The sequence below is a fragment of the uncultured Salinisphaera sp. genome, assembly GCF_964012375.1.
Taxonomy (GTDB): Bacteria; Pseudomonadota; Gammaproteobacteria; order Nevskiales; family Salinisphaeraceae; genus Salinisphaera.
The window spans coordinates 18,714-37,654 of sequence record NZ_CAXGSH010000027.1 but is presented as its reverse complement, the minus strand read 5'-3'; the positions used below and the strand labels follow the sequence as shown (position 1 = coordinate 37,654).

The following is an 18,941-nucleotide window of genomic DNA, read 5'->3' as shown; positions in this document are numbered from 1 at the left end:
GTACAGGCGGTGCCGGACGTATTCGCCCTGCCCAACGCCGAGCAGAGCTGGCATGTGGCCGTGATCGACGAGCGCGTGCTCACCCGAACCGAGAGCGGCCACGGCTTTGCCTGCGAACCCTCGCTATGGCCGGTGCTGGCCGGCGGCTGCACGCCGCCCGCGCGGCTGTGCGTCGAAGCGGCCGAAAACAGTGCCATCACACAACGGTTGCGCGACGAACGGACCCTGGAGCCGGCGCCGGAGCTGGAATCGATCGAACACGGCGACGACGACACCGTCTTCGCCCAGCTTCTGGCCCGAGCCGATGCCCATGCGCGTACCGGCATCAACCTGCGTCAGGGCGTGTTTGCGCGTGCCTCGGCGATGCAGGCCTGGTGGCAGCCGTTTCGGCTCACCGCAGGCCTGGCTGCCGCCTGGCTGCTGGTTGCCCTGGCCGCGCGCGGCATCGAAAGCTACCAGCTCCACCAGCGTATCGACGCCCTCGAAGCGCGCAGCGAAAGCGTGTTTCGGGAAACCTTTCCAAGGGTCGGCACCATCAACGACCTGCGCGTGCAGGCCGAACAGAACATACGCCAGCTGCGTGGCAGCGGCGGCAGCGGCGGTGTGTTTCCGCTGCTCCAGGCCACGGCCGAAGTCACCGGCCAGGCCGGCAACCTGACCATTCAGTCTCTGCAGTATCGTGATGGCGCGCTGTATCTGAGCCTGCGCGGCGACAGCGTGCAGTCGCTGGAAGCCCTGCGCGCCGGCTTTGCACGCCAGCCCGGCACCACGCTGAACGTGGAAAGCGCCGACGCAGCCGCCAACGGCGTGCAGATACGTGCCAGCGTCAGCGCGGGGTCCTCATGAACGCATTACGCCAGTGGTACGAAGGCCTGGCTCCGCGCGAGCGTGTGGCGGTGATCACCTGTGCGATCGTCGTAACGATCGCCCTGTTCTATTACGCGCTGTGGCGTCCGCTCAACACCAGCGTCGAGGAAGGCCGCCTGCGCCTGACTGCACAGGCAGACGAAACGCGCTGGATGCTGGGTATTCGCGACGAAGCTCGCCTGCTGCAGGCCGACAATACCCAGCGCCGTATTCAGGGCCGCAACGATTCACTGCTGTCGATCGTGGACACCACCAGCCGTGAAAACGGCCTGGGCGAGGCAGTACGACGCATCCAGCCGGACGACGATGACCAGGCCACGGTCACCCTCGAAAAGGCCAACTTCAACCAGATGCTGTTCTGGCTGCGCAGCCTGCAGCGCGACTACGGCGTGGCGGCCCAGCAGATGACCATCACACGCGATGAGGAGGCCGGCACCGTGCAGGCACGACTGACGCTCGCGCGAGGCAACGCTTGATGCGCGCGCTTCGCTATGGCCTGATCGGCCTGGTCGCTTTCGTCATCGGACTGGTGGCCTTCCTGCCGGCCCGGGTGGCGGCCGGCTGGGCGCAACAGATGGGCCCCATTTCCATGGGCGGCGTCAGCGGCACGCTCTTCGACGGCCGGGCCAGCTATATTTCCGGGCCCGACGGCGCTATCGAAAACGTCTCCTGGCAGCTGGAACCGGCGTCGCTTTTGCTCGCCCGTATCAGCGCCCGCCTGCAGATCGACTCCGACCTCAGCGGCTTCGATGCCGATGTCTCGCGTTCGTTGTTCGGGCAAACCACCATCAAGAACGTGACCGGCAGCGCCTCGGCAGGCTGGCTGGCCAAACTCGGCGGTTATACCTTCCTGCCGCTGTCGGGCGATGTCCGGGTGAATATCGACGAAGCGGTGTTCGACGACGAACTGCACTTCGACGCCCTTGCCGGCCAGATCAGCCTGGTGAACACGCGCTGGCAGCTGTTCAACCCACCGGTGCCCCTGGGTCGCTTCACGGCGGCCCTTGCCCACGCCGATGAGGGCCTGCGTGCGACGGTGGTGGAAAGCGAGGGCCCGCTCGCGATCGACGGCGAACTGACGCTCGATGCGACGCGGCGCTATCTGCTGGACGTACGTTTGCGCGCGCGTGCCGGTGCCGATGAACGCCTGCCGCAAATGCTCGACCAGCTCGGCCGTGCCGACGGCGACGGCTGGCATCCGATCCGCGAACAGGGACGACTCTGAATCACCTGCTGACCGGCGCCCTGGCGTTCACGCCATGGCTGGTGTTCGCGGCTTATGCCCTGATCGTGCTTCGGGCTACCCCGCGTGCCAGCGGGCCGATGGGGTTTTTTGGCGGTCATTCGCTGAGCGGGCGCAGCCCCGGCGTATGGCTGCTCGGCGCGTCGGCGGCCATCTCCTGGGTAATGGCCAAGAGCGTCGACAACGCCATGAACCTGACCGCCGCTTTCGGCTACTGGGGCGGCATCGGCTATGCCAGCTACTGGCTGGCCTTCGTGGTGGTGGCCGTTGCGGTCTACTTCATCCGCCGCTACGGCCACGACAATTCGCTGGCCGCATTTCTCGAGCGTAAGTACGGCGCAACCGCCACCCGGCTGTTTCTGGTCGTGATCGGCATTCGCCTGTTCAACGAGATCTGGTCGAACACCAAGGTCGCCGCCCTCTATTTCGGCAGCGAAGGCAGCACGCCCTACTGGGTGGCGGTGATCGCTTTCACCGGCCTGACCCTCTACTACGCCCGCCGCGGCGGGCTGCGTTCCTCGATCGTGACCGACGCGGCCCAGATGGTGCTGATTGCGCTGCTGCTGGTCGTTACTCTCGTGGTACTGGCGCCGGGCCTGATCGGCGCCACGGGCACCGGCGCCGCAGCACCGCTGGTCAGCGCCGAGATGCGCATGCACGGTATTACTTTTGCCGTGCTGGCCCTCGTGCAGACGCTGTCGTACGGCTTTCACGATCCGGTACTTACCGACCGCGCCTTCGTCAGTCCGCCGCACAAGATGGTGGCCAGCTTCGTACTCGCCGCGCTGCTCGGCGGCGCGCTGATTGCCGGCTTTAGCGTAGCCGGCCTTTATGCCCTGGCCGAAAACATCCCGGCAACGCCGTCGGTCGCCGTGGCCGTACCCATGGCGCTGGGCCTGGGCATGATGCTGCTGTTCAACGCGGTAATGCTGGCCAGCGCTGGCTCGACGCTCGATTCCACCTTGGCCTCCACAGCGAAGTTCACCGCCCGCGACTGGCGCGTCGCCCGTGCCGTGCCCACCCATAAGGACCAGCAGCGCGGCCGCCGGGCGATGTGGATCATCGCCCTATTGGGCAATCTGCCGCTGCTGTCGCTGTATATCAAAGGCGTCGGCCCGGCCGTGATCGCCGCGACTACCATCAGCGGCACCGCCATCATGGGTCTGGCGCCGATCTTTCTGCTGGCCTGGCTGCCCGGCGCCGGTCGACTGTCGTTTCACGTGGCCCTGTGGCCGGGGGTAGTGATCGGGATTGCCCTGGCGCTCGAACGCCTGGCCGGCCTCGACCTGATTCCTGACGCCCTGTCGCTGGGCAGCGGCCCGTATGCACAGACGCTCGGCATCAACGTCTGGGGGCTGGCACTGTGTACCACGCTGTTTCTGGCGACCACCATCGCCACGCGCCTGCGTTGGGGTAGCATTCAGCCGGTGCGGTCGAACTCGGTATCCTGAATTCGACGCGGCGCCTCGAGTCGAGCGCGGTAGAGATAATCACGGGTCACCGGCACCACATCATTGCGCTGGGCAAGCTGGAGATGGAACACCACCAGCTCGCCCCAGCGAAAGATGGCCTGGCAGCCCAGCAGATAGAACTCCCACATCCGGCAGAAGCGCTCGCCCAGGCGGTCGCGAAACGCCTCGCGATGCTGTTGAAAGCGCTGGTTCCAGCAGTCCAGCGTGCGCGCGTAGTGCAGCCGCCACACTTCGACGTCCGCCAGACTCATGCCCGTCTTCTCGATACAGGGCACAACCTCTGACAGCGAAGGCACATAGCCGCCGGGGAAGATATAGCGCTCGATCCAGCCGTGGGTGTCCTCGATCGGCGGGCCGTTTCGCCCGATCGTATGGATCAGGCTGCGCCCGCCGGGGTTGAGCAAACGCTGCAGCTGATCGAAAAAGATCTGAAACTGTGGCCGGCCGACATGTTCGAACATACCCACGCTCACGATGGCGTCGTAGCCATCGCTTTCCTGGCGCTGGTGTTCGCGATAGTCCTGCTTGAGAAAACGCAGGCGATCGGCCAGCCCTTCATGCTGGGCGCGCGCCTGCGCATATTCGTACTGGTCGTCGGAGAGCGTCAGCCCGGTGACGGTCACGTCGTAATGCCGGGCAAGATAGCGCGCCAGTCCGCCCCAGCCGCAGCCGATATCGAGCACGCGATCGCCCGGCTCGAGACAGAGCTTGCGCGCGATATGGCGACACTTGGCCTGCTGGGCCGCTTCCAGGTCCATGTCGGGGCTTTCGAAATAGGCACAGGAATAGTGCATCTCACTATCGAGAAAGCGTGCGAACAGTTCGTGATCGATATCGTAGTGGTGCCTGACGTTGCGTCGTGAGCGCAGCCGCGAATTGGCTTCGCGAAGCCCGCGCAGCGCATGGCGCGCCAGATCGAGGATGGGGTTGGAACCGAACTTGTCCGCGTTCGTGAAATACAGCTCGAAAACTGCCAGCAGGCCGCCCTCGCCCGGCCACCAGTCACCGTCCATATAGGCTTCGCCGAAAGCCATTTCCGGATCCGAGAGCAGCCGCGCCAGTACCTTGCGTTCGCGCAGATGGATATGCGCTGTAGGCGGCCCCTGGCCGATGATCCGCGTGTTTGTATCCGGGAAGTGCACGACGAGCGTGCCTTGAGCGATCAACCGGTCGAAAAACCGTGTCTTCATGATGTCCCCGCCCTGGCCGGACGACGCATGCGCGACGCCCGACCGCGTTCTCATGCCTGCATAAATATTACACAGTCATCTTTTACCTGCATATTACACAATCATAAAACATGCCCGATTTCCATTGCGCACACGCTTTTCATGCACGCTCGGGCGTGTACTCTGGAGCCAAGCCGGTTTCACAAGGAGAAAGATGATGTTCAACGCCATCGTCGTCGCGGTCGACGGCTCCGAGCACTCGAAACGCGCCATCGATATCGCAGCCGATATGGGCCAGCGCTACGACGCTGCGGTGCACGTGGTGCATATTCCTCAACATACCGGGCACGAAAAGACGCTCGCGCTCGGCGGCGCGGCGATCACCCTGCAGCCCTCCCGGGCCGAACTGGAAGCCGCGGGCGAATCGGTCGTAGCGGCCGCGCGCAGCCTGCTCGAGGCTGCCGGATGCAAGAAAATCGAAACCGAGATACTGGGCGGAGACCCGGCCCAGCAGATCGTAGCCGCTGCCAAGCGCGTCGACGCCGATCTGATCATCATGGGCCGCCGTGGACTCAGTGATTTCACCGGCCTGGTGATCGGCAGCACGTCGCACAAGGTCGCGCATCTGGCGCCCTGTGCCTGCCTGACCACGCGTTAGACAAAAACTTGTCCGGCGGCTGCGCGCCGCAAGGCGCATGGGACAGCGCGGGTTGCCAAGCCCGGGCGGCCCGCGGTCGCTTGCGTGCTCGTCGGCCTGGGCGGTCGAATCAGGGCTAGTCGGCGCCGGCGATGGGCGCATGCGCACGGCGCAGCAGCCATAGGATATCCCGGCCGAACGACAGCAACAGTAGCGCCAGCGCGACTAGCAGCGCCACGCGGGCCACGGGCGGCGTGACCACCGGCAACAGACAGAGCATGAGCGTCGCGCCCGGCCACACGCAGCCGGTCTTGCGCAGCACAGAAGGCGGCAACGGCCGTTTGAGCGCCGGGAACAGCATCTGCGCCGCTATGAAGATATAGCGCGCCAGCCCAATCGCCAGCACCCATGGACCGGCCTTGCCCAGCGCAACAACCACGAGCGACAAGACCAGCAGGAAGAACGCATCGAGCTCCATATCGAAACGGGCGCCGAAGGCACCGCTGCTGCCGGTGCGGCGCGCCACCCAACCGTCTACCCCGTCCAGCAGCAAACAGCCGATCGCCATGGCGACAAATACATGAACGTGTTCGCTCAAGAACATGGGGAACAGGCCGGCACCGGCGAGAAGCATGACGATCGCGCCGCGTAGCAGCGTAATCCGATTGGCCCAGCCGAACGGCCGTGGCCAGGCCGAGCGGCGGACATAGAGCAGCGCGGCCAGGGCCAGATAAAGTCCGGCTACGGTCAAGCGGAGCGCCGCCGGGCCTGCCAGCGCGTAAAGCAACACCTCCATGACCACGCCAAGCGCGGTGAAACCGAACAGCAACTCGATCACCGCGGCGCGCGCATCGTCGCCCTGCGAAGACAGCAAACGGCCGTGCTCGCGCACGTTGGTACTGACCGCACGCGGGCTTCCCGGGACGCGCGGAAAAGTCGCTGGTCGCTGCAAAGGCGTGATGCGGGTTACATTTCGCACTTGGGTTCTTACTCGTGGGCAGCGCACGGGGGCGCCGGTAGGCCTTTCGCGGGGCTGGCGCAACCCACCCGCCGCGTTGACGAGTTTACGTAAACCTGTCTCCTTTCGTTGCAATTGTATGACATACGCATGACCGACCGTTTTGCCCGTGCCCTATGGCTGGAGCCGCCCAACGCCTGTGCGCTGCACCGGCAGCCGTTGCCCGAACGCGCGCCCGGACAGCTGCTTGTACGCAGCCGTTACTCGGCGGTAAGCCGCGGTACCGAAACACTGGTGTTCTCCGGCGCGGTGCCTGAAAGCGAATACGAACGCATGCGCGCACCGTTTCAGTCGGGCAGCCTGCCGGGCCCCGTCAAGCATGGGTATGCCAACGTCGGCGTCGTCGAAGAAGGCCCCGAAGACTGGCTGGGCCGCGAGGTGTTCTGCCTTTATCCGCATCAGACACGCTACGTCGTGGACGTCGACGCGGTCGTGGCGTTGCCTGCCGACGTGCCCGCAGCACGCGCCGTGCTCGCTGCGAATATGGAAACCGCGGTGAACGCCCTCTGGGATGCCGGCATCGGCGTGGGCGACCGCGTCAGCGTGATCGGCGCGGGGGTAATCGGCGCTCTGATTGCCGGTCTTGCGGCCGGTATCCCGGGCACCGCCGTCGAACTGGTCGATATCGACCCCGACAAGGGCGCGCTGGCGCAGGCCCTCGGCGTGGCCTTCCGACGGCCCGACGCAGCGACTGGCGATCGCGACGTGGTCGTACATGCCAGTGCGAGCAGTGCAGGCCTGGACACGGCGATTGCGCTGGCCGGCTTCGAAGCCACGGTGCTGGAAATGAGCTGGTATGGTGCTACGCCGGTCACCGTGGGTCTGGGCGGCGCATTTCATTCCCAGCGGCTGACGCTGCGTTCGAGCCAGGTGGGTGCGGTATCGCCCAGCCGGCGTTCGCGGCGCGATCACGGCTCGCGTCTGGCGCTGGCCGTCTCGCTGCTTGCCGATGCCCGCTTCGATGCCCTCTTTGAAGCCAAGGACGCCGCCTTCGACGATCTGCCGTCGGTCATGCATCGTCTGGCATCGCCGGCCGATAACAGCCTGTGCCAGCGCATCCGCTACGACTGACCGGGCGTTTTTCTCTAGCAATCAAGATAAGGACTGAATATGTTCAGCCTCACCGTTCGCGATCATTTCATGATCGCCCATAGTTTTACCGGCGAAATCTTCGGCCCGGCCCAGCACACCCACGGCGCGACCTATGTGGTGGACGTATCCTTCATGCGCGCCGAACTCGATGAAAGCGACCTGGTCATCGATATCGGCCTCGCCAGCGACGCCCTCAAGCGGACCCTGGCGGAGCTGAACATGCGCAATCTCGACGACGTCGACGAATTCAACGGCCGCAATACCACCACCGAATTCCTGGCCAAGGTCGTATTCGATCGGCTGCGCAGCGCCATCCATGCCGGCGAGCTGGGCAGCACGGCCACCGCCCTTGCCGCCATGCGCGTCACCCTGGCGGAATCGCATATCGCCTGGGCGAGCTACGAGGGCAACGTGTGAGGCAGGTTTCGTTCCTGGTGGCCGGCGCGATCGACCAGCCCACCGGCGGCTATTTCTACGATCGCGCCATCGTCGGGGGCCTCAGGTCGGACGGCATCGACGTCGACGTTATCGAACTCGACGGCGTATTTCCGGTTCCGGATAGCGCCGCGGTAAGCGCCCTCGACCGGGCGCTGGCGGCCTGTGCGCCGAATACGTCGATCGTTATCGACGGCCTTGCCGCCGGCGGGCTGCCCGAGGTGGTCGAACGGCATGCCGCCAACCGCTCGCTCGTGGTGCTGGTACACCATCCGCTCTGCGACGAGACCGGGCTGGCAGCCGATACCCGGCAACGCCTGCTTGAGGCCGAGCGTCGCACGTTGGCCTGCGCGGCCCGTGTGGTGGTCACCAGCCAGTTCACCGCGCGCCGGCTGGTCGCCCTCAACCTCGCCGAAGAAAGCCGTATCACGGTCGTCGAACCCGGTGTGCGGCCGGCCATACAGGCACGAACCGCCTCGCAAGGGCCCTGTCGTCTGCTATGCGTGGCCAGCCTGACCCCGCGCAAGGGCCATCGCCTGCTCGTGGAGGCGCTGGCTCAGGTCGCCGATCTCGACTGGCGCTGCGATTTCGTCGGCGACGATCAGCGCGACGCCAACGAAGCCCGGGCCGTGCGCGAAGCCATCGAGCACCACGGCCTTGCCGAGCGCATTCGCGTGCACGGCCCGCAGGATAGCGAGTCAATAGACGCGCACTATGCCGCTGCCGATGTCTTCGTGCTCGCCTCCTACTACGAAGGCTATGGCATGGTCATCGACGAAGCCGTGGCCCACGGGCTGCCGATCGTAACCACCACCGGCGGCGCGCTGGCCGATACCTTTCCCACCGGCGCGGGCATGTCGGTGGCGCCGGGCGATGCGAACGCGCTGGCACAGGCGCTGCGCACGCTCATCGACGACGCCGAACAGCGGGGCTGCGCGGCGGCCGCCGCGCGCAGCGCGCGCGCACGTCAGCGCGATTGGCCCGCGGTCGCGCGCCGATTCGCGGCGGTGCTCGCGTCATGACCGAATCCACCCCGCACAGCCACTTCGAAGCCGACTGGCTGAGCTTGCGCGAGCCCGTCGATCATCGAGCCCGTGCCGAATCGCTCACCGAAGCCGCTGCCCACTGGCTGGCCCAGCGCGCTTCGAGCGAACACCGGATCGTGGACCTGGGCGCCGGGCGCGGGTCCAACCTGCGTTATCTCGCCTCGCGGCTGGCTCGATCGCAACACTGGCGGCTTATCGATCACGATCCCGCCTTGCTCGGCGCAGCACAGCGCGACGCGGCCACGCTCGTCGACCCGGCCGGCGCGCCCATCACCATCGAAACCGATACGCTGGACCTCAATCACGCCCGTTTCGAAGCCGCCCTCGACGGCGCCGAGCTAGTCACGGCCTCGGCATTGTTCGACCTGGTCACCCGCGAATGGATCGAGCGCCTCGCCCGTGCCTGTGCCGACCGCTCGGCGGCCGTCCTGTTCGTGCTGAGCATCGACGGGTGCATCGACCTCACGCCCGCGATCGCCGACGATGAGTTCGTCACCGATCTTCTGGCCGCCCATCAGCGCCGGGACAAGAGCTTTGGCACCGCCCTCGGCGCCGACGCGCCCACCGTGCTGCGCCAGGCGTTCGAAGCCCTGGGCTACGATGTAAGTCTGGCCGCCAGCCCATGGCATATCGATGCCCGCGACGCCGAGCTCGGCGCGGCGTTGATCGAAGGCTGGCGCAGCGCCGCGCGTGAACAGGCGCCCGATGCCGGCGCCCGGATCGATGCCTGGGCGCGCGCACGTACAAGCGCGCTCAGGGCGAACGCGCTGGTCATCCGTGTCGGCCACCAGGATCTGTTCGCCACGCCCGGGCCATGAGCCGTTCGGCTTGGGGTACCGGGCTGCGTGCGCTGACCACGCTCGTTGTACTTGCGGCGGTACTCTGGCAAATCGACGCGGGCGCGGTAACGCGGCAGCTCCACGACCTGCGCTACCCATGGCTTGCCGCCGCACTCGCACTCACCGTGCCGCAGGTAGCGATCTCGGCCTGGCGCTGGCGACTTACGGCCGGCTGCATGGGCCTGACCCTGTCGCTGGGTGCAGCGATTCGCGAATATTATCTTGCCACCTTCTTGAATCAGATCCTGCCGGGCGGCGTACTCGGCGACGCCAATCGTGCCTGGCGCCACGCGCGCGGCGATGCCGACACCGTCGCCGCCTGGCATGCCGTATTCATCGAGCGCTTTTCCGGCCAGCTGTCGCTCGTGCTCGTTACCGTGGCGGCGTTCTGGCAGTCGCCGCTGCTTGCCCGGGGCATGGCAGCGCGCTTTTCCACGGCCCCCATCAGCACGCCGTCGGGCATGGCCGTGGCCGTCACGCTTGCGTTGCTGATCGCGGCGAGCGCCGCGCTGGCCTGGCGTAATGCCCGTGTCGCTGCAGCAATCAACGCCTTCGCAACAAACCTGCGGCGTAGCCTGCTCTCGCGCCACGTCTGGCCGGCTCAGTTCGCCAGTTCACTGATCGTAGTCGCAAGCTATATCGGCGTATTTCTGCTCTGTGCCCAGGCCATCGATCTGACCACACCGGTCAGCACGCTGGTCTGGCTAATACCGCCGGTGCTTCTCGTAATGGCGCTGCCGCTGTCAATCGCCGGATGGGGCCTGCGCGAGGGCGCGGCCGCGCTGGTCTGGTCACTGGCCGGACTGCCCGCCCACGAGGGCGTCGCGCTGTCGCTGTGTTACGGCGTGCTGGTGCTCGTGTCCAGCATGCCTGGCGCGCTCGTACTCGCCTGGCCCAGAGATGGGCGGCTGAGTGCTGGCAACACGAAAATCAAGGCGGACATTCGCAAATAAGTCCGGATGCCGATGGCGGGCTAATCCTTGTTCCATAGACGTCGTGGCGGTGCCTGGTGCCTGGATTCAACGGCTCCGTTCTTGAAGAGCAACCGCATATTCCCTGGATTGCACAGATGACCAAGCGCGCCACCTGCATCAGGCAATACCGAACCAGCGCAAATTGCTGTCTTTGATCCGTGTGATCGGCGTCGATCGCCTACTACGGCCAACTCAGCGCATCGACGCAATCTGCGGATATCAGCCGGCGTTATTCGCGTACCGAGGTTTCTAACCAGGCGATGCGGGCGTGCGCAAATCCAGATCGAAAAACATATCGTCGCCCATGACCTGATGTCGGCAGCTCGGCCGCAGCGCGGTGTCGAGGCGCATGATCGGTTCCAGCGACAGCGCCGGGCGCCCCGAGCCGATGAGCATGGGGGCGACCACCACATGCAGGCGGTCCAGCAGGCCGGCGTCGAGAAAGCGCGAGATCGTCACCCCGCCGCCCTCTACGAGCACGCGAGTCAGGCCACGGTCGGCGAGCATGGCGAGCACCGCGGCCGGGTCCATCGCCTGCGCCGGGCAGTCGAGCACCACGCGCTCTACGCCGGCCGGGCTGGGCCCGGCCTCGGGGCCGACGACATGCAGCGTAGGCGTCTCGGTATCGGCGAAAAGACCGCGATCTGCGTGCAGGCGCGCCCGGGGATCGAGCACCACGCGCACCGGATTCGTACCGTCCACGTGCCGGACCGTCAGCTGCGGGTCGTCGGCGGCGACGGTGCCAGCACCCACGATCACCGCGTCCACCAGCGCGCGCAGTCGATGCAGGTGAATACGGCTGGCGTGGCCGGTGACATAGTGGGAGTGTCCGCTGTCGGTGGCGATTCGCCCATCCAGGCTCTGGCCGAGCTGTGCGATCACGAAATGCGGCCCGCCCAGCGCGACCGGCAGCAGCGCGTCGAGCAGCGCAGCGGCCGAGGCCGAACACTCGCCCTCGAACTGCCATGCATGGCGTTCATCTATTATGATGGGCGACTGTTGCGCCTTGCTATCGGCAAGCGTGGTCGGCGCGACGCGCGCTTTGCTGCGTGCATCCTGAATCAACCGCCAGGCGTAATCGTCGTCCATCACAGGCATTTTTTGCTCGCCGCAATCCTTGGTCCAACGCGGCGCGGAAAACCGCGCGGGCCACAGACTCTAGGATATTGCGTCGCCCTATGCGAACGCCTGTGAAGCGACGATCACGCATGCCCGGCGCATGCGGCTTGATTTTTACGTACAGGGACCGGATTGAGAGACAGTATGCGACAGGTGGAACGATCGATATTCGATTTGCGGCGCGGCTTGCCCGTACTCATCCGCAGCAGCAGCCCACAGACCGATAACTCGCATCCGGCCACCCTGGTCGCCCCGCTGGAAGGCATGAGCGACGATGCGCTCAAGCGCTTGGCCGAACATGCGGGCAATCCCTGTTCCCTGATCGTGACCCGCCACCGTCTGGAAGTGCTGGGCATCGATACAGAGCACGAAAGCATGGCCTTGCCGATTGGCGAGCACGACAGCGCGGCCCAGGTCATTGACTGGGCTTGCGCACGGCATCCGAAATCCCAGCCCGCAGCCGACGAGATAGCGAACGCCTGCGACGGCGATGTCGCCGGCCTATCCCTCATGCGCCGCGGTCTGCTCATTCCGGCCGCAATCACGGCTCCGGTCACCGACGAGCGCCTCGCCGCGATCGAGGCCCGGATTAAGGACGGCAGCCTGCTGGCCATCGATACCGACGCCGTGGCCGACTACGAAAACAACGCGCCCTATTTTCTCAAGCGCATCAGCGCCGCCGACGTCCCACTGGACGATGCACCGCGCTCGCGCTTCGTGCTGTTTCGCGAAGCCGACGGAATGCGCGAGCATCTGGCCATCGTCATCGGCGATCCGGAACAATGGGCGGACGCCGTGCCGGTACGCCTGCATTCGGCCTGCCTGACCGGCGATCTGTTCGGCAGCCTGCGTTGTGACTGCGGCGAGCAGCTGCGCTCGAGCGTAGCCAAGATCGCCGACCACGGCGGCGGCGTGTTGCTCTATCTGGCCCAGGAAGGCCGCGGCATCGGGCTGGCCAACAAGCTGCGCGCCTACAGCCTGCAGGACGAAGGGCTGGATACGGTCGATGCCGACCATGTTCTGGGGTTCGGCGACGACGAGCGCAGCTACAACGTGGCGCTGGAAATGCTGGCACAGTTGGAAATCCGGCGTATCGAGCTGCTGACCAACAACCCGACCAAGATCGAGGCCATGAGCCGTGGCGGCGTCGAAGTCGTCCAGCGCAGCGGCGTCTACGGCCGGGTCACCCATCAGAACCGGCGTTACCTCACCGCCAAGGCCACCCGCGCCGGCCACTGGCTGGACCAGGTGCTGGGCGCCACGCCGGAAGACGCAGAAGCCGCCGATCGCTGATCGCTGATCGAAAACAACCGGCCTGTTGTCTTATCGGCCTGTAATCGCGTTCGTTCGCGGACAGCCCGCCTCGTGCCGTTCGTCGGGCGCCGGGCGCGTACTACGCGCGGTGGCCGATCGTTTTCAGATCAAAGGCCAGCGTTTCGGCCATGATCTCGGCCAGGCGCGCGCCAAATTGGGCGGCAAACGCGGCGCCGTGCTCGGCGCTGGCCAGACGCGCATCGCCGGCCACGCCGGCCGGATGTAGATCCTCGGCCATCCAGGCAAAGCCGGCATCGCCTTCCGGTAGGAGTGTGGCCCCCGCCTCGGCCCGACGCGCGCCAATCGGCTTGAAGTCGGCGATATGCGCCCGGCGTACGGCCTCTGGCGCGAAATGCAGCATGAGCGAGGTTTCCAGCGCCCCGCCGTGCAGGCCATGGGCCATCTCATGCGCTGCCAGGCTGTTCGCCGGTGCCGCAAACCGGAAATAGTTGGCCTTGACCACCAGCATGTCGTGGGCGGCGCGCAGCTTGAGCGCGGCCAGATCGAGCACCGCCTTGTTGCCGCCGTGGCTGTTGAACAACAGCAGCCGCCGTACCCCTGCACGGGCCAGCGCCGCGCCGATCGATTCGATCGTGGTGATCGCGGTTTCCGGCGCGAGGCTGAGCGTGCCCGCATAGTTCGTATGTTCCAGGCTCGCGCCGATGGCCAGCGTGGGCAACAGGAACACCGGCGCACTGTTGTCGGGCAGGCGTTCCAGGGCCGCGCTCAGCAGACCTTCGCCAATGGTGACGTCGGTGGCCAGCGGCAGGTGCGGGCCGTGTTGCTCGATCGCGGCGACCGGCAGTACGGCCAGAGCGGCGTCGTCGGCCAACGCGTCCAGCTCGGGGCCGGTCAGGTCTTGCCAGTAGTACCAGGCCATGCTCAGGCCTCGACCACGGGCAGTCGCCGACTTGTGGGTTTGTCGAACGCGTTGATCGCTTGATTCATGGTGGCTCGTCGTCGCCTGAGAAAGGCTCTAGTTGCTGTTTTCGCCGTCGCGCGGCGCCGGCTCGGCCACGAAGCCAAGCGTCGCCGGCATGTCGGCCCGGTCGCAGCGATGAACCGGCAGGCGTTCACCGGCAAAGACGAGCTCCAGACCCGTTGGGCGACCCGGCGCGGCTTCCAGTGCCTCGGCAAGTGCCGCCTCTTCCACCTCGGCGTCGCTACCGCTGGCACGCAGGTGTTCCAGCACCCAGGCCAGATCCGCGCCCTGGATAAGCACCGCGCCGGCGTCGCTATCGAGCACGGCGTTACTGTCTTCGTCCAGATACAGGCCGCGCGCCTTGTCGATCGGCTGACCGGTATGGGTAACGAGCCGGTCGTCGGCCTGCACGCGCGCGATCAGCGGCGCGTATTCCAGCGTGATATAGCCGCGCTGGGGCCCGTTCTGGAAAAACCAGCGCCCGTATTCGTCCACGCCGTAGTTGCGCGCGATGGTGTCCACGATCCGTCGGTGGCGGATCACCTCGCCCTGAATCAGCCATTCGCCGCGCCGGTTCAGCCCCAGCCAGCCGAACAGTGCAGGTACGTTCGGCATGCGCGCCATCGCGCGTTCTACCCAGTCATCCATGGCTTTCGCTCTTCGGTTCTAGACCCGCGATCATACGATGCACCCGGCATGGCGCGACAGGCCCGGCATCCGGGCCGGGCGTTCGCGAGTGGCGTGGGCGACCCCGATCTGCTGCAATCGCCGCATGTACGATCGTATCGTCATCGGCGGCGGTATCGTGGGCCTGGCCACCGCCCGCGAACTGCTGCGCCGCGAGCCCGGGCAACGGCTGGTGGTGCTGGAAAAGGAGCCCGGGCTGGGCGCCCATCAGACCGGTCACAATTCGGGCGTGATCCACGCGGGGGTCTATTACGCGCCGAATTCGCTCAAGGCCCGTTTCTGTATCGCCGGCAATACGGCGACGAAAGCGTTCTGCGCGGCGCACGCCATCCCCTTCGACACGCCCGGCAAGCTGCTGGTGGCCACAGCGCCCGAAGAGTGCGCGGGCCTTGAAACCCTGTTCGATCGTATGGGCACCAACGGCATCGAGCGCCACTGGCTCGACGCGGATGAACTGGCCGAACGCGAGCCCGCGGTTCGCGGCGTGGCCGCCATCCATGTGCCCAGCAGCGGCATCGTCGACTATCGTGCGCTCTGCCACGCCATGGCCGCCGATATCGAAGCCGGCGGTGGCGAGATCCGCTGCAACGCCGGCGTAGGCAATCTGCGGGAATATGCCAGCGAGGTCGTGGTCGAGACTGATGGCGACACGCTGCACGCGCGCCAACTGGTCGCCTGCGGCGGACTGATGGCCGATCGACTGATACGCATGCTCGATATCGAGCCGGGTTTTGTCATCTGCCCGTTTCGCGGCGAGTATTACCGCCTGCGCGAGAGCCGCCATGACCTGGTGCGGCATCTGATCTATCCGGTGCCCGACCCGGCCATGCCGTTTCTGGGCGTGCACCTCACGCCCATGATCGATGGCTCGATCACCGTCGGGCCGAATGCGGTCCTCGCCACCGCCCGCGAAGGCTATCGCGCCCGTGACTTCAGCGTGCGCGACACGGCCGAAATGCTCGCCTTCGCCGGCGTACGACGCATGCTCGTGCGCCATGTCCGCCCCGGCCTGCACGAGCTGCGAAACTCGTTATCCAAACGCGCCTATCTGGCACGAATACAACGCTACTGTCCGCAGCTTGAACTCGACGATCTCGAAGCCCACCCGGCCGGCGTGCGTGCCCAGGCGGTCGCCCGTGATGGCACCCTCATCGGCGATTTTCAGTTCGTCGATACGCCGCGCACCCTGCATGTCGGCAATGCGCCCTCGCCGGCTGCCACCTCGGCGCTGCCGATCGCCGCGCATATCGTCGATCGCCTGTTGGCGCGCGATTGAGCAGACGGCTGTCTTGCACACGCAGCCCTACGGGTTAGCATCGCCTGCTACGCCCGCGCCAAGGAAAATCCATGAGCGATCACGACCCGTTTCACTTCTACGAACCCCGTAACGGCCACGGCCTGCCGCACGATCCGTTTAACGCGCTGGTCGCGCCGCGCCCGATCGGCTGGATTTCGTCCAGGAGCGCGAACGGCGTGCTCAACCTCGCGCCCTACAGCTTCTTCAACGCCTTCAACTACACGCCGCCGATCATCGGCTTTGCCAGCGTGGGCTACAAGGACAGCGTGGCCAATATTCAGGAGACCGGCGAGTTCGGCTGGAACCTGGCGACCGAGTCGCTGGCCGAGCCGATGAACCAAAGCTGTGCGGCGGTTGACCCGGAGGTGGACGAATTCGAGCTGGCCGGGCTCACGCCGGCGCCGTCACGCGTGATCGACGTGCCCCGCGTTGCCGAAACGCCGGTGTCGTTCGAATGCCGGCTCAGCCAGGTTCTGCGCCTGACCGGCGCCGACGGCAGCCAAACCGATACCTGGCTGGTGCTCGGCGAAGTGGTGGGCGTGCATATCGAACGGCGGCTGCTCGTCGACGGCGTATACGACACCGCTGCCGGCGAGCCGATACTGCGCGCCGGCGGCCCGGCAGACTATTTCACCATCGGCGCCGAGACACGCTTTCGCATGCACCGGCCGCGCTGAGGCCGCGGTCACTGGCCGCCATCGTCCTCGCCAGCATCGCGGATCCGCTCGATCACCGGCCCGCACTGGTTTTCCTCGCCGCCGGTCGGCGAAACCAGGGCCAGCAGCGATGCCGCGGGCGTTGCGGCCACGCCCAGGGCGACGGCCGCGGCACCGCGTGCCAGCAGCGGACCGGCCTTCACCCCGGGCGACGGATCAGCAAAACTGCCGCGCACGTACAACGGCGAGCGCAGCGTAAACAGCCGCGGGCCCTTGCTCTTGGGGGTGATGGTCAAATCCAGCGACTCGGGCCCGAAGTCGATATCGCCGGTGATGTTGACGATGGCGTTCTCGGTATCGAACACGAACACGTTGGGCGTGGCCAGACCTTCCTTGATGGGAATATCCGCGGCCGCACAGTTGATCTTGACCAGTTCGTCACCGAACAGCTTGCCGACCACGTAGTTGCCCACGTTCAAGCCGGCCAGCTCCATGAGGTTGCGGCTGATCGCGCCGCGATCGATGAGCACCGTCAGCCGCCCGTCGGCACCGCCGAGCAAGGCCGCTACCGAATTGCCGGTGCCGGTGAAGCTGGCATCGGCGTTGATTTCGCCCAGACTGCCATCCAACGCCTCCACCGCCGGCACGATCTCATCCAGCTGCAGACGGCGAGCATGCAGATCGGCACGGGCGGCCAGCGGCGATTTGTTGCCTTCCAGTCGCAGGGTGGTATTGAGTTCGCCCTTGGCCACGCCAAAGCGCAGCGGGTCGAGCAGGATCTCGCCGTTGTTGAGCACCAGATGCGTATACAGATCGTTGAGCGGCAGCGTGTCGCCGTGCTGGATGCGTTGCGCGGTGAACTTCACGTCCGCATCCATGGCGGCCCAGCTGTCGGTATCGAATTCCTCGACCGGCAGGACCTTGTCTGCCGGCTGGCGGGTGGATTCGCCGCGCTCGGCCTTGTGCTCGTTCGAATCGGCCCCGATCAACGGGGCAAGATCGGCGAACAACAGCTGCTTGGAGACGAGCTCGCCGCTCAGCTTCGGGCGCTCGCCCTTCTGGTCGAAGGTCAGATCGCCGGCAATGTCGCTGTCGCCGATCTGGCCGGCGAAGTTGCGATAGGCAAACGTCGAGCCCTTCTCGTGATCGATCTCGGCGGTCAGATGGCCACGCGTTGAATACGCCGGCGTGGGCGGCAGCGTCACCCCGGTCAGCCGGTAGAGGTTGTCCAGGCTCGCCCCGGAAAAAGCGACGTCCAGGTCGGCGCCGCCGAAATTAAGCGGCTGGCTGATCGTGCCAGCGATCTGCACGCGCGTACTGCCCGAACTCACATCGGCCTGGACGGGAAACGGCGTGGTTTCGCTCTTGAGCGCGAGCACGCCGCCGATCTTGCCTTTGCCGGATAGCGGCGCGCCGCGATAACGCCCGTCGATGCTCCAGCCGAATACGTAGTCGCGTACCGCGTCCGCGTCGGCCTTGACCGCGCTGTCGTCGCCGGTGACCTGGGCGAACGGTATCGCCGCCCCGAGGGGTTCCACGGCGAGGCGGATATCGGCATCGAGGGTGGCGTCGCGGTAGCGGACCTGGCCCTTGTCGAAGGCGATTTCGTCGACGTTCACTGTCCAGCCGCTGCCTTCGGAATCGCCTGCGTCGGCGTCGGCATCACCGCCGAGATCGAAGGTCCAGTTATCCCGCCCGTCGGCCTGGCGTATGAGCGTGGCATCGGCGCCCTTGAAAGCGATGCGCGGCAGCGACACGCGCTTGCCAAACAGCCCCAGCGGCGCAAGCCAGGCGTCCACGCGCGCAATTTCTGCCATCGTGTCGCCCTCGAAACCGTCGGCGTTGGCCAGGGTTATGTCTTCGGCATGCAGGTGCGGCCAGGGGATCCAGGCTGCCAGGCCATGCTCGTCTTCGGGCCGGTCCCAGTCGAGGCCGAGATCGCCATTGATGGCGAAATCGCGCCCCAGCGCGGCCGACACCCGTTCGTTCACGGTGGGCTTGAGATAATTGAAGTCGAATAACACGACGAACAGAACGACCATCAAAAGCAGAACGACGAGGCCGCCGGCGATACCGATCCCGATTTTTGGCGCACGTTTCATCGCAAACTCCTCAAAGCACCCCGGCCTTGCTGATAGATAAAGCACCACTGAA

General features: G+C 66.0%; 19 protein-coding genes. 13 read left to right on the top strand and 6 right to left on the bottom strand.

Annotation, left to right across the window (positions count from 1 at the left end; genetic code table 11):
* From gspL to ABNU97_RS06765, 4 genes are all read left to right on the top strand, one after another.
* Positions 1 to 846, top strand: an 846-nt coding sequence (gspL, locus tag ABNU97_RS06780) for a type II secretion system protein GspL (RefSeq protein WP_348765993.1), incomplete at its 5' end; no start/stop codon positions are given.
* The gene (locus ABNU97_RS06775) at positions 843 to 1,343 is read left to right on the top strand and encodes a type II secretion system protein M (protein WP_348765992.1); all 501 of its coding nucleotides are present in this window, start codon (positions 843 to 845) and stop codon (positions 1,341 to 1,343) included. The genes gspL and ABNU97_RS06775, both read left to right, overlap by 4 nt.
* The gene (locus ABNU97_RS06770) at positions 1,343 to 2,092 is read left to right on the top strand and encodes a type II secretion system protein N (RefSeq protein WP_348765991.1); all 750 of its coding nucleotides are present in this window, start codon (positions 1,343 to 1,345) and stop codon (positions 2,090 to 2,092) included. The genes ABNU97_RS06775 and ABNU97_RS06770 overlap by 1 nt, the downstream gene beginning before the upstream one ends.
* A gap of 41 nt (positions 2,093 to 2,133) precedes the next feature.
* Positions 2,134 to 3,561: a Na+/proline symporter gene (locus tag ABNU97_RS06765; RefSeq protein WP_348765990.1), complete on the top strand. Its 1,428-nt coding sequence runs from the start codon at positions 2,134 to 2,136 to the stop codon at positions 3,559 to 3,561.
* Here ABNU97_RS06765 and ABNU97_RS06760 read toward each other — a convergent pair.
* Positions 3,531 to 4,772 (bottom strand): cyclopropane-fatty-acyl-phospholipid synthase family protein, encoded by a 1,242-nt coding sequence (locus ABNU97_RS06760; protein ID WP_348765989.1) that lies wholly within the window; start codon positions 4,770 to 4,772, stop codon positions 3,531 to 3,533. The genes ABNU97_RS06765 and ABNU97_RS06760 overlap by 31 nt on opposite strands.
* Positions 4,773 to 4,968: 196 nt before the next feature.
* Here ABNU97_RS06760 and ABNU97_RS06755 point away from each other — a divergent pair, with 196 nt between their 5' ends.
* The gene (locus ABNU97_RS06755) at positions 4,969 to 5,409 is read left to right on the top strand and encodes a universal stress protein (RefSeq protein WP_348765988.1); all 441 of its coding nucleotides are present in this window, start codon (positions 4,969 to 4,971) and stop codon (positions 5,407 to 5,409) included.
* 115 nt (positions 5,410 to 5,524) lie between these two features.
* On the opposite strand, the gene ABNU97_RS06750 is transcribed toward ABNU97_RS06755, so the two are convergent.
* Entirely contained in the window at positions 5,525 to 6,280 is a 756-nt protein-coding gene (locus ABNU97_RS06750) for a CDP-alcohol phosphatidyltransferase family protein (protein WP_348765987.1), read from the bottom strand.
* A gap of 216 nt (positions 6,281 to 6,496) precedes the next feature.
* Here ABNU97_RS06750 and ABNU97_RS06745 point away from each other — a divergent pair, with 216 nt between their 5' ends.
* From ABNU97_RS06745 to ABNU97_RS06725, 5 genes are read left to right on the top strand one after another with little or no spacing between them, the layout of a single operon-like run.
* Positions 6,497 to 7,477: a zinc-binding alcohol dehydrogenase gene (locus ABNU97_RS06745; RefSeq protein WP_348765986.1), complete on the top strand. Its 981-nt coding sequence runs from the start codon at positions 6,497 to 6,499 to the stop codon at positions 7,475 to 7,477.
* Between the two features lie 39 nt (positions 7,478 to 7,516).
* Complete coding sequence (locus tag ABNU97_RS06740) at positions 7,517 to 7,915, top strand: 6-carboxytetrahydropterin synthase (protein WP_348765985.1); 399 nt, start codon at positions 7,517 to 7,519, stop codon at positions 7,913 to 7,915.
* Positions 7,912 to 8,955 (top strand): glycosyltransferase family 4 protein, encoded by a 1,044-nt coding sequence (locus ABNU97_RS06735; RefSeq protein ID WP_348765984.1) that lies wholly within the window; start codon positions 7,912 to 7,914, stop codon positions 8,953 to 8,955. Before ABNU97_RS06740 ends, ABNU97_RS06735 begins: the two co-directional genes overlap by 4 nt.
* On the top strand, positions 8,952 to 9,797 hold the full coding sequence (locus ABNU97_RS06730; RefSeq protein ID WP_348765983.1) for a class I SAM-dependent methyltransferase: 846 nt from the start codon (positions 8,952 to 8,954) through the stop codon (positions 9,795 to 9,797). The genes ABNU97_RS06735 and ABNU97_RS06730 overlap by 4 nt, the downstream gene beginning before the upstream one ends.
* Positions 9,794 to 10,771 carry a lysylphosphatidylglycerol synthase transmembrane domain-containing protein gene (locus ABNU97_RS06725; protein ID WP_348765982.1) on the top strand — a complete coding sequence of 326 codons (978 nt, stop codon included), beginning with the start codon at positions 9,794 to 9,796 and terminating at the stop codon, positions 10,769 to 10,771. The genes ABNU97_RS06730 and ABNU97_RS06725 overlap by 4 nt, the downstream gene beginning before the upstream one ends.
* Before the next feature lie 270 nt (positions 10,772 to 11,041).
* Here ABNU97_RS06725 and ABNU97_RS06720 read toward each other — a convergent pair whose 3' ends face one another.
* A complete protein-coding gene (locus ABNU97_RS06720; RefSeq protein WP_348765981.1) occupies positions 11,042 to 11,881 on the bottom strand; it encodes a RibD family protein in 840 nt (279 codons plus the stop codon).
* A gap of 174 nt (positions 11,882 to 12,055) precedes the next feature.
* On the opposite strand from ABNU97_RS06720, the gene ribA reads away from it, so the two are divergent.
* Positions 12,056 to 13,204, top strand: coding sequence for a GTP cyclohydrolase II RibA (ribA, locus tag ABNU97_RS06715; RefSeq protein ID WP_348765980.1), 1,149 nt, complete (start codon positions 12,056 to 12,058; stop codon positions 13,202 to 13,204).
* 100 nt (positions 13,205 to 13,304) lie between these two features.
* Here the strand turns inward: ribA and ABNU97_RS06710 are convergent, their stop codons facing one another.
* Both ABNU97_RS06710 and ABNU97_RS06705 read right to left on the bottom strand, forming a co-directional pair.
* A complete protein-coding gene (locus tag ABNU97_RS06710) occupies positions 13,305 to 14,105 on the bottom strand; it encodes a creatininase family protein (protein ID WP_348765979.1) in 801 nt (266 codons plus the stop codon).
* 96 nt (positions 14,106 to 14,201) lie between these two features.
* Complete coding sequence (locus ABNU97_RS06705; protein ID WP_348765978.1) at positions 14,202 to 14,795, bottom strand: DUF2946 family protein; 594 nt, start codon at positions 14,793 to 14,795, stop codon at positions 14,202 to 14,204.
* Between the two features lie 124 nt (positions 14,796 to 14,919).
* Here ABNU97_RS06705 and lhgO point away from each other — a divergent pair, with 124 nt between their 5' ends.
* Together lhgO and ABNU97_RS06695 are read left to right on the top strand one after the other, a co-directional pair.
* Complete coding sequence (lhgO, locus tag ABNU97_RS06700) at positions 14,920 to 16,110, top strand: L-2-hydroxyglutarate oxidase (protein WP_348765977.1); 1,191 nt, start codon at positions 14,920 to 14,922, stop codon at positions 16,108 to 16,110.
* 71 nt (positions 16,111 to 16,181) lie between these two features.
* Positions 16,182 to 16,808, top strand: a complete 627-nt coding sequence (locus ABNU97_RS06695; protein WP_348765976.1) for a flavin reductase family protein — start codon at positions 16,182 to 16,184, stop codon at positions 16,806 to 16,808.
* Between the two features lie 8 nt (positions 16,809 to 16,816).
* Here ABNU97_RS06695 and ABNU97_RS06690 read toward each other — a convergent pair whose 3' ends face one another.
* A complete protein-coding gene (locus tag ABNU97_RS06690; protein ID WP_348765975.1) occupies positions 16,817 to 18,889 on the bottom strand; it encodes an AsmA family protein in 2,073 nt (690 codons plus the stop codon).
* Positions 18,890 to 18,941: the final 52 nt, after the last annotated feature.

Excerpts from the sequence above, each read along its gene's own strand:
- ABNU97_RS06775 (WP_348765992.1), top strand. The coding sequence starts at position 843 with ATGAACGCATTACGCCAGTGGTACGAAGGCCTGGCTCCGCGCGAGCGT.
- ABNU97_RS06770 (WP_348765991.1), top strand. The coding sequence starts at position 1,343 with ATGCGCGCGCTTCGCTATGGCCTGATCGGCCTGGTCGCTTTCGTCATC.
- ABNU97_RS06760 (WP_348765989.1), bottom strand. The coding sequence starts at position 4,772 with ATGAAGACACGGTTTTTCGACCGGTTGATCGCTCAAGGCACGCTCGTC.
- ABNU97_RS06755 (WP_348765988.1), top strand. The coding sequence starts at position 4,969 with ATGTTCAACGCCATCGTCGTCGCGGTCGACGGCTCCGAGCACTCGAAA.
- ABNU97_RS06745 (WP_348765986.1), top strand. The coding sequence starts at position 6,497 with ATGACCGACCGTTTTGCCCGTGCCCTATGGCTGGAGCCGCCCAACGCC.
- ABNU97_RS06740 (WP_348765985.1), top strand. The coding sequence starts at position 7,517 with ATGTTCAGCCTCACCGTTCGCGATCATTTCATGATCGCCCATAGTTTT.
- ABNU97_RS06730 (WP_348765983.1), top strand. The coding sequence starts at position 8,952 with ATGACCGAATCCACCCCGCACAGCCACTTCGAAGCCGACTGGCTGAGC.
- ABNU97_RS06725 (WP_348765982.1), top strand. The coding sequence starts at position 9,794 with ATGAGCCGTTCGGCTTGGGGTACCGGGCTGCGTGCGCTGACCACGCTC.
- ABNU97_RS06720 (WP_348765981.1), bottom strand. The coding sequence starts at position 11,881 with ATGGACGACGATTACGCCTGGCGGTTGATTCAGGATGCACGCAGCAAA.
- ribA (WP_348765980.1), top strand. The coding sequence starts at position 12,056 with ATGCGACAGGTGGAACGATCGATATTCGATTTGCGGCGCGGCTTGCCC.
- ABNU97_RS06710 (WP_348765979.1), bottom strand. The coding sequence starts at position 14,105 with ATGGCCTGGTACTACTGGCAAGACCTGACCGGCCCCGAGCTGGACGCG.
- ABNU97_RS06705 (WP_348765978.1), bottom strand. The coding sequence starts at position 14,795 with ATGGATGACTGGGTAGAACGCGCGATGGCGCGCATGCCGAACGTACCT.
- lhgO (WP_348765977.1), top strand. The coding sequence starts at position 14,920 with ATGTACGATCGTATCGTCATCGGCGGCGGTATCGTGGGCCTGGCCACC.
- ABNU97_RS06695 (WP_348765976.1), top strand. The coding sequence starts at position 16,182 with ATGAGCGATCACGACCCGTTTCACTTCTACGAACCCCGTAACGGCCAC.
- ABNU97_RS06690 (WP_348765975.1), bottom strand. The coding sequence starts at position 18,889 with ATGAAACGTGCGCCAAAAATCGGGATCGGTATCGCCGGCGGCCTCGTC.